14 protein-coding genes are annotated in these 14,270 nt (G+C 54.1%); 7 read left to right on the forward strand and 7 right to left on the reverse strand.

Annotation, left to right across the window (positions count from 1 at the left end; genetic code table 11):
- Positions 1 to 6: 6 nt before the first annotated feature.
- Together SK3146_RS12805 and SK3146_RS12810 are read right to left on the reverse strand one after the other, a co-directional pair.
- Positions 7 to 1,257 (reverse strand): hypothetical protein, encoded by a 1,251-nt coding sequence (locus SK3146_RS12805; protein WP_249865402.1) that lies wholly within the window; start codon positions 1,255 to 1,257, stop codon positions 7 to 9.
- A 131-nt stretch (positions 1,258 to 1,388) separates the two neighbouring features.
- Positions 1,389 to 1,862, reverse strand: coding sequence for a hypothetical protein (locus SK3146_RS12810; protein WP_249865403.1), 474 nt, complete (start codon positions 1,860 to 1,862; stop codon positions 1,389 to 1,391).
- Between the two features lie 191 nt (positions 1,863 to 2,053).
- On the opposite strand from SK3146_RS12810, the gene SK3146_RS12815 reads away from it, so the two are divergent.
- Entirely contained in the window at positions 2,054 to 2,281 is a 228-nt protein-coding gene (locus tag SK3146_RS12815; RefSeq protein ID WP_249865404.1) for an alpha/beta-type small acid-soluble spore protein, read from the forward strand.
- Positions 2,282 to 2,523: 242 nt separating this feature from the next.
- Here SK3146_RS12815 and SK3146_RS12820 read toward each other — a convergent pair whose 3' ends face one another.
- Positions 2,524 to 2,904, reverse strand: coding sequence for an O-methyltransferase (locus SK3146_RS12820; RefSeq protein ID WP_249865405.1), 381 nt, complete (start codon positions 2,902 to 2,904; stop codon positions 2,524 to 2,526).
- Positions 2,905 to 3,214: 310 nt separating this feature from the next.
- The gene (locus SK3146_RS12825) at positions 3,215 to 3,607 is read right to left on the reverse strand and encodes a VOC family protein (protein ID WP_249865406.1); all 393 of its coding nucleotides are present in this window, start codon (positions 3,605 to 3,607) and stop codon (positions 3,215 to 3,217) included.
- Positions 3,608 to 3,789: 182 nt separating this feature from the next.
- Here SK3146_RS12825 and SK3146_RS12830 point away from each other — a divergent pair, with 182 nt between their 5' ends.
- Positions 3,790 to 5,046: a methyl-accepting chemotaxis protein gene (locus SK3146_RS12830; protein ID WP_249865407.1), complete on the forward strand. Its 1,257-nt coding sequence runs from the start codon at positions 3,790 to 3,792 to the stop codon at positions 5,044 to 5,046.
- A 115-nt stretch (positions 5,047 to 5,161) separates the two neighbouring features.
- Here SK3146_RS12830 and SK3146_RS12835 read toward each other — a convergent pair whose 3' ends face one another.
- Positions 5,162 to 6,949 carry a M3 family oligoendopeptidase gene (locus SK3146_RS12835; protein ID WP_249865408.1) on the reverse strand — a complete coding sequence of 596 codons (1,788 nt, stop codon included), beginning with the start codon at positions 6,947 to 6,949 and terminating at the stop codon, positions 5,162 to 5,164.
- A gap of 158 nt (positions 6,950 to 7,107) precedes the next feature.
- On the opposite strand from SK3146_RS12835, the gene SK3146_RS12840 reads away from it, so the two are divergent.
- Genes SK3146_RS12840 through SK3146_RS12850 form a run of 3 tightly spaced genes read left to right on the forward strand, consistent with a single transcriptional unit; the run spans position 7,108 to position 8,680 of the window.
- The gene (locus tag SK3146_RS12840; protein ID WP_249865409.1) at positions 7,108 to 7,296 is read left to right on the forward strand and encodes a YycC family protein; all 189 of its coding nucleotides are present in this window, start codon (positions 7,108 to 7,110) and stop codon (positions 7,294 to 7,296) included.
- A 4-nt stretch (positions 7,297 to 7,300) separates the two neighbouring features.
- On the forward strand, positions 7,301 to 7,540 hold the full coding sequence (locus tag SK3146_RS12845) for a hypothetical protein (RefSeq protein ID WP_249866282.1): 240 nt from the start codon (positions 7,301 to 7,303) through the stop codon (positions 7,538 to 7,540).
- A gap of 54 nt (positions 7,541 to 7,594) precedes the next feature.
- On the forward strand, positions 7,595 to 8,680 hold the full coding sequence (locus tag SK3146_RS12850; protein ID WP_249865410.1) for a diguanylate cyclase: 1,086 nt from the start codon (positions 7,595 to 7,597) through the stop codon (positions 8,678 to 8,680).
- A 123-nt stretch (positions 8,681 to 8,803) separates the two neighbouring features.
- Here the strand turns inward: SK3146_RS12850 and SK3146_RS12855 are convergent, their stop codons facing one another.
- Positions 8,804 to 9,499, reverse strand: a complete 696-nt coding sequence (locus SK3146_RS12855; RefSeq protein ID WP_249865411.1) for a DUF2225 domain-containing protein — start codon at positions 9,497 to 9,499, stop codon at positions 8,804 to 8,806.
- 14 nt (positions 9,500 to 9,513) lie between these two features.
- Complete coding sequence (locus SK3146_RS12860) at positions 9,514 to 9,915, reverse strand: globin domain-containing protein (RefSeq protein ID WP_249865412.1); 402 nt, start codon at positions 9,913 to 9,915, stop codon at positions 9,514 to 9,516.
- A gap of 392 nt (positions 9,916 to 10,307) precedes the next feature.
- Between SK3146_RS12860 and ylbJ the strand changes: the two genes are divergently transcribed.
- Positions 10,308 to 11,558: a sporulation integral membrane protein YlbJ gene (gene ylbJ, locus SK3146_RS12865; protein WP_249865413.1), complete on the forward strand. Its 1,251-nt coding sequence runs from the start codon at positions 10,308 to 10,310 to the stop codon at positions 11,556 to 11,558.
- Between the two features lie 51 nt (positions 11,559 to 11,609).
- Complete coding sequence (gene glgP / locus SK3146_RS12870; protein WP_249865414.1) at positions 11,610 to 14,156, forward strand: alpha-glucan family phosphorylase; 2,547 nt, start codon at positions 11,610 to 11,612, stop codon at positions 14,154 to 14,156.
- The last annotated feature ends 114 nt before the right edge of the window (positions 14,157 to 14,270 follow it).

Here is a 14,270-nt window from a genome sequence, read left to right on the forward strand (position 1 = left end):
ATGGGTTTAGATTTGCCCGCCGGGGTACAGCGTGGAGCTGTACAACCGCTTGCTCTGCGGCAGCGGAATGCCGGAGGGAGCCCGATTCCAATCGATCGCCCGGCTGGCAAAGACGGACGCCGTCTCATCGTCGTAGATGATCACCTGCTCGGTTCCTTCGCCCAGCAAATCGGCATGGACGACGTAGCCGTCCGCCGGAAATTCGACGACCGCATTCATCTCCCCGTCATACAAGGTCGGACGTATGCCTCCGCCTCTGCGGTAAGCGAGAATATAGTCCCGCCGCCCTTCATCCCAGCCGCGGATCGTCTCGATAATGGTCAGCCAGCCTTTGCTCTTGCGGTCTTCCTTCCACACTTCATGGCCCTCTCCGTCCAGCAGGAACAAGCCGTCTTTGCCGTTCTCATTGCCGCGCACGATCCGGTCCAGACCGGCAATTTGCAGGCCCGGCATATCGGCGCGGAATTTGCCCAGCGCGACGTGCTGCGACTCGATCGACCCTTCATAGCGCCACAGCTCAGCACCGTGCCGGTCGTACATGACGGTGACGCTGCCGCCGATCACCAGCTCGGCTTCCCCGTCGCCGTTCACGTCGCCGACCCAAATGCAATCCGCATGGTCGCTCAAATCCCGGCACGACCAGCGCACTTGTCCGTCCGGGCCCAGCAGATCGTAGCCCGCCATCACTTCATCGCGGCCGTCGCCGTCCAGATCGTACGCCCAAGGGAAATGGCCTACGTTGCCCCGATGCGTCCACAACAGCTTGAACTCCTTGTCCATCGCCCACATCTGCTTATAACGGTTTTTCAATATAATATCCTGCGGGTGCGGGCCTCCGCTCAAGTTGGCGACGATGATGCAGTCGTGCGCGGACGGGTCGGGCAGCTCGTAGACGGCTTTGGCCCTGCCGGTGGCTCCGTCCAGTATATGGAACCGTCCGTCCATGACACATAAAACTTCCAGCTTCCCGTCGGCGTCGATATCGTAGATCTGTACCGGATAATCCGATCCGGGGCCTCCCGGATGTTCGCTCGGCGTCCCCGTCTGCCACAATACATTGCCGAGCAGATCGATGGCAGTCAAGCACTGCACTTGATGCGGAACATAGCGGTCGTCGATGCCTCCGTCAGGCTGGGCGAGCAGCAGCTCCATCCGGCCGTCTCCGTTCAGGTCGCCGACCAGCATTTTGCAGCGAAGCCCCGCGGCCCGGATATCGATTTTCCCCAGGCAGACGGGAGCTGACGTCGTATTTGACATAGCGGTTGATCCCCCTTACAGTCCTTTGCTGCTGCAAAGGTACCATAGTACGGCGGACGGAACCATACACGATACTGCTCTTTTGCTCCAGCATTCTGCTATCTATGATTTCAACCGCTGCGCCGGACGACTCATCTCTCCAGCAGCTCGCGAACGACCTTCACCGTATCGGCGAAGTAAGGACGGTAATCCAGCCCTTCGATGAACTGCAAATATTGCCTGGCGACCGCCTCCACCTGCGGCCTGTATTCTGCCAGCGGCACCTTATAGGCTCCGAGCTCTCTGGCCTCCCCCTGTTCGCGCTCCTCCAGCTCCGTAAGCTCAAGGCAGCTCTCCCCGAGATGCCTGACGCGAAACGAGTATCCCCGGCATTCCGGGTCTCCGCAGCCGCAGCAGAAAAACGGCATGAGCTGCCACTGATCCGCAGCCGCCCAGCGGTTCGGCTCCACATTCTCGCTTAAGCTAAGCAGCATGGCCGGAAGCCCGACATCGACGCATAAAGGCTCGTCGATCAGCTTGTCTCCGTCGATTTCCAGCCGGACATCGGCATGTATAATCTGCAGGTCCCGGTCCCAGGACCATCCTTGGCATGTCAGTAAAAACACGGTAATCCACTCCTCTGCCTCTAAACGCACGAGCGTACGCCTTGCCTTCTTGTCTTTCCATTATAGAAAAAGCATTGCGGGTTGTATAGAAGGAACGGGCAGGCCTTTTCACTTGGTGTTAATTTCCAATTTATTTCATGTGTATAATTTTACTTTTGGCACATACTACCTAACGAACGGAGGTGATTAACATGGCACAAGGACAATCCCGCAGCAGCAACACTTTGGTCATTCCTCAAGCTTCCCAAGCTTTGGATCAACTGAAGTATGAAGTGGCACAAGAATTGGGGATCCAAATTCCTCAAGACGGTTACTATGGTTTCATGGCAACTCGTGACACAGGTGCAATCGGTGGCCACATCACTCGTCGTCTGGTTCAAATCGCCGAGCAGCAATTGGCAGGCAAGTTTACAAGATAACGATTGACTTCGATACTTACCGGAGGCGGTCCGATAGGACCGTCTCTTTTTGTCGGCCAGCCCTGACGCCTGACTGTAAGAGAAACATTCCGGAACTTAAACAAAAAAAAGCCCGCCGACTACTCGAGTCAGCAGGATACCGATCCAATTCCAATGAATAATGAATAATGAATAATGAAATAAAAAGAGAAAAATAAGGGCATAAGCTAAAAGAATCGGCAAGTCGTATACATCTTACATAGTTATATTTTTCTTTTTTTCTCTGCATCGGCAAGAACGCTTGCCATATTGTAGTTCGACTCGAAAGAAACGCTTGTGCACAGCGTGTTCTTCTTCATCGCGAATTCGAATAAAATTTCCCCGTGAGTCCAACGCTTCAGCTTGAGCGACTCCAGTGCGGTTTGCCTAAATGATTGCACGTGCAGCTCAGACAGCCCCGAATCCATCATTTGAAGTTGTCCTCCTTTACTTTCCAGAGGAAATGCTCTTACCCCAAACTTCCCGATGACGTTATTGCGAATTTGCACGAACACTGTTCCTGAGGTCAGTTGGGTCAGCTCATCCTTAATTTCGCGGAACACGATATCAAGCTGTCTGGCCAAAGGTACATTTTCTAAAATCATTAAGATCCCTCCCATCTAGTCTGTTTCTCAAGATTTTGTGTATGTAGTTCTAGTGCTGTAGCCCCATTATATGTAAATTTTATATGTTTATCAACAATTAATAACATTTTTCAGAAAACTTCCTATATTTCTACACGATCAAACAAATTTAGACAAAATATTCTAGGACTATCCAAATTATTACTTATAAGGGTAAATTAAACTATATACGTAAAGGCAAACAAATACCGGAAGGGAATCCCTTCCGGCTTCGGCGCGTTCAAGCTCCCTTAGCAAAACCGTTCATCTTCGGCTTTCGGGCGCTGACTTTTTATTCCTCGTCGCAAACATCGGCGTTCAGCTCGATGACATTATGATCGGGGTCCAGCACATAAATTTGCGGGAAACCGGCCCTCGCATGCGGTCTCGCTTCATAAGGAATTCCTTGCGATTCCAGCCACAGCCGGGCGGCTTTGTAGCTGGCGACGCGAAGGGCGAAATGGCCGTCACGGGTGTCGATCGGCCCCTCCCTTAACGTCTCCCCGTTGTGCACGATCAAATGAAGCTGCTGTCCCGAAGCGCCCACCGCATACCAGGCTCCGGAGAAATCGAACGGAGGGCGCTCGATCTCCGTAAGGCCCAATTTCCCGCCATAAAACGACTTGGCTTTTTCCAAATCGCGAACGCATACGCTGACATGATGAATCGTTTGAACATCGAGCATAGATCATCTCTCCCGGATCGTTTCATTTTTAAAAAAAGCGGTCAGAGCCTATAGTCCCATAACGCGAATTTTACAAAGAACCGCGTGGCAATCATAGGAGAAAAGCTATAGACCATGGTACTTTTGGGTGATATAATTCATCATAGTAATAATTTAACATTCAATGTAAAGGGGACTTGCTGATGGACCGGATTCAAAGCTTGTCGTTTAAAAAGAAACTGCAGCTCGGCTGCTACTTGCTTGTGGCCATTTATTCGATCGCCTTTCTCATCATGGTTCTCCAAACGGATCATCTTATTATCGGCATCGCCTTCCTCGTGATCATGGCCGGACTCAGCTTTCCTTTTATAAGCTGGTTTGAGAGAACGCTTACAGAGCCGATCAACAACATTTCCCGTGTCGCCCTGAACATCTCTAAAGGCGATTTTTCACAGAAGGTAGCCGTCCAATCCGATGACGCGTTAGGAGAGCTCGGCAATGCTTTCAACAAGATGATGGACAAGCTTCGCGAAATTTTGCACGATACCGGAAATATGTCGAAGCATGTATTCGACTCCAGCCGCGACATTTTCTTCAAAAACGAAGGCTTGAAATCGGTGCTTGAGCAAGTAGCCATCTCCTCGGGCGAGCTCGCCGCCGGCGCCAACCAAATTTCGGAGGAAATCTCCGGCATTTCGATCGCTACCAAGGACATTGAGCAAAAAGTCACCTCTTACACCGCCTCGACCAAGGAAATGGACTCCCGCTCCGGGCAGATGATCACCCTTGTGGAGAAGGGACTGCAGGCCGTCGAAACGCAGAGCGAAGGTATGAAGCGCAACGTCGCCGCTACCGCCAACGTATCGCAGACGATCGACAAGCTGGCCGAGCAGGCGAACGGCATCTCGCAAATTACCCGCACGATCTCCGATATTGCGGAGCAAACGAATTTGCTGTCGCTGAACGCGTCTATCGAAGCGGCCCGCGCCGGAGAGCACGGCAAAGGATTCGCCGTTGTCGCTCAGGAAGTGCGCAAGCTGGCCGAAGAGTCGACCACCTCGACCAAGGAAGTGTTCTTCCTCGTGCGCAACATCGAAGAAGGCATTCGCGAAGCGTTGGCACATATTACCGAAAACGAACAAATCGTACATAAGCAAACCCAATTGATCGACGAAACCGAAACCGTCTTTGCCGAAATCGTAAATAGCGTGAAGTTTATATCCGAGCAAATTACGGCCTTCGCCCGTGAAAGCGAGCAAATGCTGGACAGCGCCCAGCGCATTTCGGCAACGATGGAGAACATATCGGCCATTACGGAGCAGTCCGCCGCCGGCACGCAAGAGGTATCCGCCTCCATGAACGAGCAGATCAGCTCGGTTCAAGCGATCGTCGAGCAATCCGAGCAAATGACCAAGCTGGTTACCAAGCTGCAGCAAACGATTCAAATTTTCAAACTGTAAGCCGCCGAAAGGGCCGGAGTGAGTCAATCACTCCGGCTTTGTCATGTCGGGCGTAGCGTCAAGACTAGCCCCCTGGCAGCCGCTTCGCCGGCCCGGCTTCCTGGCTCCCCGCCGCCTATTCCGTCAAGCTCATGAACGCTTTGACGTCCTCCAGCGACAAATCCATCGCACGCTGCCAGAAATCCGGCTGGCGCAAATTGACGCCCAAATGCTTCTCGGCCAGCTCCTCCACGGTCATGCTTCCCGTGTCGCGGAGCAGCGCGATATATTTGTTCTCGAACGCATCTCCTTGCCGCAGCGCTTCGGCGTAAATGCCGGCGCTGAACATATAACCGAACGTGTAAGGAAAATTGTAGAACGGCACTTCCGTAATGTAAAAATGCAGCTTCGACGCCCAGAAATGAGGATGATATTCGGCGAGCGCGTCCCTATACCCCTCCTTCTGCGCCTCGACCATCAGCTCGTTCAGACGTTCGACGCTGACGATTCCTCGGGCTCGTTCCTCGTAAAACCGCGTTTCGAACAGGAAGCGCGCATGAATGTTCATGTAGAACGCGACCGAGCGCTGAATTTTATCCTCCAGCAGCGTCAGCCGCTCCTCCTCGGTCGAAGCGCTCTTCACCGCCGCGTCGGCGACCACCATCTCGGCGAAGGTCGAGGCCGTCTCGGCTACGTTCATCGCGTAATTTTGGGCCAGCGCGGGCAGATCGTTCATCACATGCTGATGATAGCCATGGCCAAGCTCATGCGCCAGCGTGGCGACGTTGGAGGCGGTGCCCGCGTAGGTCATGAAGATGCGCGTCTCCTCCGCGATCGGGAACGATGTGCAGAAGCCGCCCGGTCTTTTGCCGGGACGGTCTTCCGCTTCAATCCAGGCGGATTCGAACGCCATCTCGGCGAACTCGGCCATTTTGGGGCTGAAGCGGCGGAACTGCTCCACGATGAGCTGCGCCCCTTCGTCATAACTGAAATGCTTGCTGCCCTGCCCCACCGGGGCTTCCACATCGCTCCAGCTCAGCTTGCCGATCCCGAGCAGCTTCGCTTTGCGGTCCAAATACTGTACGAATGCGTCCTTGCCCCGCTCGATCACGCCCCACATCGCGTTCAGCGTCTCCTTGGACATTCGGTTGATCGCAAGCGGTTCCTTATGTATGCCGTCCCAGCCGCGCCGCTCGTACAGCTTCAGCCGGAAACCGGCCAGATGGTTCAGCGCGTCGGCGCAATAATCGGCATGTTCCGCCCATTGCTCCTCCCACAGCTTGAACAGCTTCTCCCGAACCGCGCGGTCGGGGCTGTGCATCCGGTTCGCCGCCTGACCCGCGGACAATTCCGAGGTTTTGCCGTTCTCCTCCCACAAAATGCGGAATTTGCCGACCGTCGTATTATAAGCTTCTCCCCAGCCGTGATAGCCGTCGACGGCCAGATCGTTCGCCAGCGCCTCCAGCTCCGGCGGCAGTTTCTCCGCGGCCAGCGCCCGGCGCTCGCTCAAAGGATAAGCGACGGAGGCCAGCTCCGGGCTTGCGGTAAGCTGCGACCATACGTCGTCGCCGATACCGGTCAGCAGCTGGTCGAAGCGAGTCAAGGCGGACGCGTAGGAAGCGGACAACGTCTTCACCTTGCCGCCCAAAATGACGGCTCGTTTATCCGCCTGATTTTCGGCTGCAAGACAGCCTACGAAGGAATCGGCTTCCCTGATCTTATTATCTATCGTCTGCAGCAACTCCAGTGCGGGCATCAACCCGGCAGCGTCCGCGGTTTGCGGCGGCGCAAGCTCCCCCAGCATAGCCGAGAAGGCGGCAACTTCTTGCTCCAGCGTCTCCAAAAAGCTCTGGAACGCTTCGGAACGGCTCCCTCCGGAAAAAAAACGTTCCAAATTCCACGTTTGCGGCAGTGGCGTTTTCATGCAAACATCGCACCTTTCCGTAAAATTAGATACAATACATATTAAACCATAAAACACGTATAAGCCCAAACGGCCGATCCACCAAATTTTGGTTGAATTGTGAGCAAGGGTGTGTTTAAATGGTGACTATAGATCTATTGACAGGAGTGGTAGACAACATGAAACCATTACAGATCTCGCCGGAGACAGCCCAGAAGCTGGCCAAGCAATTAAACGTTCCATTGGAGCATCTGATGCACATGCCCCAGCATATTTTACTGCAAAAGCTGGCAGAGCTTGCTAAAAGCGCTTCCAGTGATGAGAACAACGAGGACAATGGGAACGAGCATTCCGAAAGGAAGTCCTGATCGTATGATACCCTTCGAGAATACATGGCCCTACGAGCAAATCCAAGAGGATATTTACGTTCAGGAATGCCCTTTTTGCAGCAAGTCCAATGTCCTCCTCCCTTTCAAACGGAAAGATCTTTCCGAAATTAGTCAAGGCGTTAAACGATTGTTGGTATTCCCCTGCTGCCATAACAAGGTTACGGTGGTAGAAGCGGATCGCGATTATTTGCTAGCCAATCAACCTTTAAGAAACCGACGCTGACCATAGGACGGGTTGCAGCGAATGCCGGCTCTAATCAGGAGTGGAACTCATAGCATGTACGATATGCCCTTTACGCACGCCTGCACATTAATTGCTCTTAGCTACGCGGCATTAAAATTGAAAAACAGGCTGTTCATGGAACGGTACGAGACCGTCAGCGCTTCGCTGTTGACAGGACTTGCCTGCATCATTATGATGCTGCAGCCGTTTCCGAGCGATTCTCCGCTGACCGACCTGCGCTTTGCGCCGATCGTGATGGCGGGGCTTCGTTTCGGGCCGTCCGTTTCATTGTTATCCGTGCTGCTCCCGTCCTGCTACATTATTGGGACCGGAGAGGCCCATGGGCTTGTCCAAATTGTGCTGGATTTGGCGCTCCCCGCTCTGGTCAGCTCGTTCTTTCACCGCAAGGACTGCAATAACGGCCACGCAATGATTCCGTTCATGGACGGTATCCACGTCTGCCTAGTTCTGGCTGCGGCCCGTTTAGCGGTGCACGGGTATATGGATTTCACGTTTTCCGTGCCGCTGCTCTTCTCTCACTTAATGATGCTGGTAGTATCGAGTTTGGCCGTAGTCGTGCTGATCATGATGTACAACGATGACAACCGCACCTGGATGCTGCAGCGGCGGCTTGAGCTGCAGGCCAATCAAGACGGACTGACCGGGCTTCCGAACCTGCGCAGCTTTATGACGATTGCAGGCGACACGATCCGGCGGCATCCGATATCCATCATGATGATCGATATCGATAATTTCAAGAGGTATAACGATACGTTCGGACATCCGCAAGGGGATCTGCTGCTGCGGGAAGTCGGACAACTGCTGCGCGCTTCCATCAACGAGAAGGATTACATAGCCCGTTACGGCGGCGAAGAGTTTATTATTATGAGCCACTCCGTCGACTACGGCCATTTGCAGAGCTATGCGCAGCAACTCTGCGATACGGTGGCGGAGCGATGCTTCGGCGCCGACAACTCCCAAACGACCGTCTCCATAGGAATTTCCGTCTCGCTAAGCTGTGAAGACGAGCTGCTGCAGATTATATCGGAGGCCGATGAAGCGCTTTATATTTCCAAGCATAGCGGCAAAAACCGGTTCTCCGTCTATTGGCCGGAGCTGTTTACGGCCGCAGCCAAATAACGCATCAAGCATACGACCTCTTTCGCGCGCGGCGCTCTATCATAGGCCCGAGTCGGTCCCACGCGCGCAGTCCGGTTTCAGCTTCATGCGTTATTGATGTTTAAGCTATGCCGCACTCGTTCTCTAGGCCAATTCTTCCGGCGGCTCCATCCGTTCCGCCAGCATCTCTTCGCGGGTAGCGGTCCACTGCTCCCGGCAGGCGCGTATCATCGCCGAATCCATAATTCGCTTGTCGTTGACGACCCGGCTGAACCATTGCACCGCTTCGTGGTAGCGGCCAAGCCGCCGGTTCAATTCTCCGAGCAAGTACATCAGTCTCGCGTTATTGAGCTCGGCTCCTTCCGTTTCGAACACTCCCGTATAAGCTTCAAGAGCGAATTGCAAAAAGCGCCGCTCCTGCTCTTCATCGTTCTTATACCGGTACAGCCAGGCGATATGATGAAGCAGGCCGGCTATGACGCGCCCTTTCTCGTTCTTCAGCTGCGCGCATACAAGGGCCAGCTTGTAAGTCTGCATCGCATCATCCCAATTGCGTTCCAAGCCGTAATCCTTATTCGTCCATTGAGCGGCGATTTTCGTCTGAAACATATCCCTCTGCGCGGGAGAGAACTGCTCGGACATATTTTCCGTAGCGGCGTAACCGCATGCCGGGCAAACGCGAACGACGTAATAATCCGGATTCACGTCTTTGTAATGGACGCAGAAATCGGTGTCCGTTCGCGTCGCTTTTTTAAAGCTCGGTCTGACTCTCGACGTCTGAAAGGACGTTTCGCAGTATGCGCAATCGATCTTGACTTGAAATAAGGGCTCGACAGCCACAAGCTCACTTCCTTCTAGGATGATGTCTTATTAATGAAATGATAAGCGGGACCTTTCAATCTCTCCAGAATGAAGGTTTTCACTTCGGCTTCAAGTCCCAAGGAGTCCAAAGCCTGACGCATGCAGCCCAGCCATGCTTCGGCCCGCTCCGGAGTAATCTCGAAGGGCAAATGCCGGGCCCGCATCATCGGGTGCCCGTACTGATTCGAATATAGCGGCGGTCCGCCGAAAAATTGAGTCAGGAACATATACTGCTTTTCCATAACCGGATGGATGTTTTCCGGGAACAGCGGGCCTATGAGCGAGTTCGCCTGCACCAGCGGATAAAATGCCTCTACAATTCGGCGGATCGTCTCAGCCCCTCCCATCAGCTCGTAAGGGGTGAGCTCCTGCCGCAAGTCCTGTTGATCGGACATATCGTTCTCCTCACCTGACTTTCAGAAAGGGTATAAGCAACAAAAAGATGCTAATGCTCGCGCGATTAGCATCCGATCTGAAGAATCCGCTGCTCTGTAGCGGAAGGGTGCGTTTAACTTTCCAAATCCTCTTCACCGGAGGTCATCAAGGTTTCCCTGATGACATACACAAAAGCACATACGAGAATTCCAGCAATCACACCTGTCATTCGGATCAACCCCTTATTCTCATATTGGTACTATTGTACCATACCTTATTCGTAAATTCAGCAATTTTGCGGCAAACTATCATATTTTTCTGACAGTTTGTCCGCTTCGGGCCCAGGCATGTCTCGCACACCTTGTACATATAAGTAAATGACGGTCTCACTCGTGCTTAGGAGGATTGTGCCATGCTACTGAAGAAATATGCCGCCATGACGTTAGTCTCGGCGCTGCTGCTATGTTTGCTGCTCCTCATGCTCGCCTTCCCCGCGGAAGTGTTCCGCGCGTCCCTCAAAGGCCTGTCCATTTGGTGGGATGTCTTGTTCCCGGCGCTTTTCCCTTTTTTTGTCATATCCGAAATGATGCTCGGGATCGGTCTCGTCCATTTCTTCGGCACGCTGCTCGATCCGCTGATGCGGCCGGTATTTCGCATCCCGGGCATCGGAGGCTTCGTCGTAGCCATGGGCTTCGCCTCCGGGTACCCGATCGGGGCCAAGCTGACAAGCCAGCTGTGGGAGCAAAAGCTGATCAACCGGGAGGAAGGCGAGCGGCTGGTCTCCTTTACCACCTCGTCCGATCCGATCTTCCTGATCGGCGCGGTTTCCGTCGGCTTCTTCCATGACGCCGGCCTGGCCGGCATCCTGGCTGCCGCGCATTACGGCACGGCTATGCTGCTCGGGGTGCTGATGCGTTATCACGGGCGCAAGGGCGAGCCGTCCTCGCCGCTTGCCGCCGATTCCGCAGCCTTATCCAAGGCGGGATCGAACATTTGGACGCGCGCCTTCGAGACGATGCACGCCTCCCGTATGCGGGACGGGCGTCCCATCGGAGAGATGCTCAAGCAGGCCGTTTCGTCGTCGCTGCAGCTTGTTTTCGTGTTGGGAGGGTTGGTCGTACTCTTCTCCGCAGTAATTGAAGTGATGAGCTCTGCGCATATCATGAACATTTTCTACATAGGGATAAATGCGGTGCTTCAGCAGTTCGACGTTCCTCTGCCGCTCTCCCATGCGGTAGTCAACGGCATTTTCGAGGTTACGCTGGGCGCCAAATCGGCGGGCGGAGCCGGGGACGGCATCCCGCTTATGTACAAAGTGGCTATCGCCGCTTTCGTGCTTTCCTGGGCGGGATTATCCGTACATGCCCAAGTCGTCAGCGTGCTGCACCGCACGAATTTACGGTATTTTCCTTTTTTCGTATCCCGTCTGCTTCATGCTTTAATGGCTTGTTTCGCCGTATTTGTGCTGTGGGAGCCGATGCAGCCTTCCCGCAGCGCGCTGGCCGCCTTCGTTCCCGCTATGGACGTCACATCGCCATTGACTACTCTATGGCGTTTCACGCTGCCCTGGGGGGTGATGACTTTTGCACTTGTCCTCATGCTGTTCATCCTGTTATTCATCCTGCGCTTCGTAGTGAAAGCATGTATGAAGAGGTTGGTATAACAAGATAATAAGAGCGTCCAAGTGACGTACGAAGCAAAGGTTGGTGATGGCATGAATACAAAATTTCCTTATACGGACATGAATCTTCCCCAAGCGATACAACGCTTGCCCGAATTGGCATACAACGTATGGTTCAGCTGGAATCAAGATGCTTTGGAGCTGTTCGCCCAAATTGACAGGGAGCGCTGGGATCAAATTCTCCACAATCCCGTTCGCCTGCTAGTCGAGACGGACCCGGCCGTCTGGGAAAGCCTGAGCCGTGATGACCGTTTTCTTCAGCGATACGAGCACGTGCTCAAACAGTGGGATCATTACCGCAGCGAACCGACCTGGTTTGAAAAAACGTACCCGGAGCAGCTCGCTTACCGAATCGCTTATTTTTCCGCCGAGTTCGGCTTTCATGAATCGCTGCCCATTTACTCCGGCGGCTTGGGCATTCTCGCGGGCGATCATTGCAAATCGGCGAGCGATCTCGGCATCCCTCTTACCGGAATCGGATTGCTCTACAAAAAAGGCTATTTCAATCAAAAAATCAATACGGCAGGGTCGCAGCAAGCCGAAGACGTCGTCTATGACTTTACGAAGCTTCCTTTGCTCCCGGTACTGACCGATCAAGGAGAACGTCTCGCCGTCCAGGTAAACTTGGGAGATCGCATCGTCACGCTGCATATATGGCAAGTGCTCGTCGGACGCAACTCGGTATACCTGCTCGATGCGGACATCGAAGGCAACAGCCCGTGGGATCGTGAGCTTACCGGTCAATTGTACGGCGGCAACCAGGATATTCGGATCGCCCAGGAGGTGCTGCTTGGCGTTGGCGGCGTCAAAGCGCTGCGGGCGCTTAATCTGCCTACCGCCGTGTACCATATCAATGAAGGGCATGCCGCCTTTCAGGCGATTGAACGTATCCGGGAGCAGCTTGAGAACGGTGTCCCTTTCCATGTGGCGGTCGAGATTATCCGTGCCAGCTCGGTATTTACGACCCATACGCCCGTTCCGGCGGGCCACGACGCTTTTCCGATCCCTATGGTCGAATATTACTTCAGCACGCTGTTCTCCCGGTGGAAAGAGCATAAGCAGGCTTGGATGAAGCTGGGGCTTGAGGACAGCAAACCGCTGTTCAACATGACTCATCTGGCGTTGAACACCGCCGCGCTGCGCAACGGCGTCAGCAAGCTTCACGGTCAAGTGTCCCGCGAGATGTTTCGTTCCTTCCACGGCAATATCGACGAGCGCGAAGTGCCTATCGGCCATATTACGAACGGCGTCCATCTTGCTACCTGGCTGGCTCCCGAGCTAAAAGAACTGTACGATCGCTTCCTCCCCGGCAATTGGCAGGCCAATCAGACGAACGCGGATTTATGGCGCTCCATCGAGCTGATCCCGTCGGAATCGTTATGGGAAATCCACAGGCAATTAAAGGAACGGCTGATCCGCTATGCGCGTGCCAATCTGAGGGAGCAGCGCAGGCGCAACGATCTGCCCGCGGACAAAGTCGAGGAAGTACGCGGATTTCTATCCGCGGATGCGCTGACGATCGGCTTCGCGCGGCGGTTTGCCACTTATAAAAGAGCCAATTTGATCTTCAACGACTTGCAGCGGCTCGACCGGCTGGTCAATGATCCGCAGCGTCCTGTGCAGTTTCTGTTCGCAGGCAAGGCGCATCCTGCGGACCACCCGGGCCAGGAGATGATCCGCGAGATTTACCGGGTATCCCAAATGGACCGGTTCCGCGGTAAAATCGTCCTTCTGGAAAACTACGATATGAACTTGGCCCGCTATCTGGTGCAAGGCGTGGACGTATGGCTGAACAATCCGCGCCGGCCTTATGAAGCCAGCGGCACCAGCGGGCAAAAGGCTGCTCTGAACGGCGTCATTAACTTCAGCATCCTTGACGGATGGTGGGAGGAAGGCTACGACGGCAGCAACGGCTGGAGCATCGACGGCAGCCAAGAAGCGGATTGGCAGATGCAGGAGAAGGAGAACACCGAATCGATCTATCGCAAGCTTGAACAGGAGATCGTTCCGCTCTATTACAATCAAGGCAAGCTGCCGCATCAATGGGCCGCCCGGATGAAACGCTCGATTCGGACGCTCGCTCCGGTATATAATACGGATCGGATGGTCATGGACTATACGAACCAGACTTATATTCCGACGTTAAAGCGGATTTTGTCGCTGATTGCGGACGATTACGACGCGGTAACCAAAGTCGCCGACTTCAAGCAGTTCGTTTACGCCAACTGGCATTTTGTCCGTATTCTGGAGGTCAACGACGGCGCGAACGGAAAGCCGTCACCGCCGAAAATAACCGATGCGCGCCAGCCCTCCAAGGAAGTGACCGCGACGATCCGGTTCGGGCCGATCTGGTATCGGGATACGGCCGTCGAGCTCGTGTATTACGAAGAGCGCCCGGACGGCTGGCATCCAGTCGTGGTCGCCATGGAGCCGCTTAAGGAGCTGGGCGACCGGGTCGTCCAATATCGGGCGGTCATCCCTTCCCATCTGCAGCATAGAGCCCATTTTTCCGTCCGCGTTCATCCGGTCAGCGCAAACTTCGCAAGCTCCTTCGAGCTTCCGCTCGTTACCAGCTTATAGTAGAGCCAACGGCATATCCATAGCTCCCTGCTTTCAGGCCTCTTAGGTCTTTAGTAGGGAGCTTTTTCAAGTTCCTGACGCAGCCGGCATTGTGTTATGGGGAAATATTGATTA

It is taken from the genome of Paenibacillus konkukensis (assembly GCF_023523925.1).
GTDB lineage: Bacteria > Bacillota > Bacilli > Paenibacillales > NBRC-103111 > Paenibacillus_S > Paenibacillus_S doosanensis.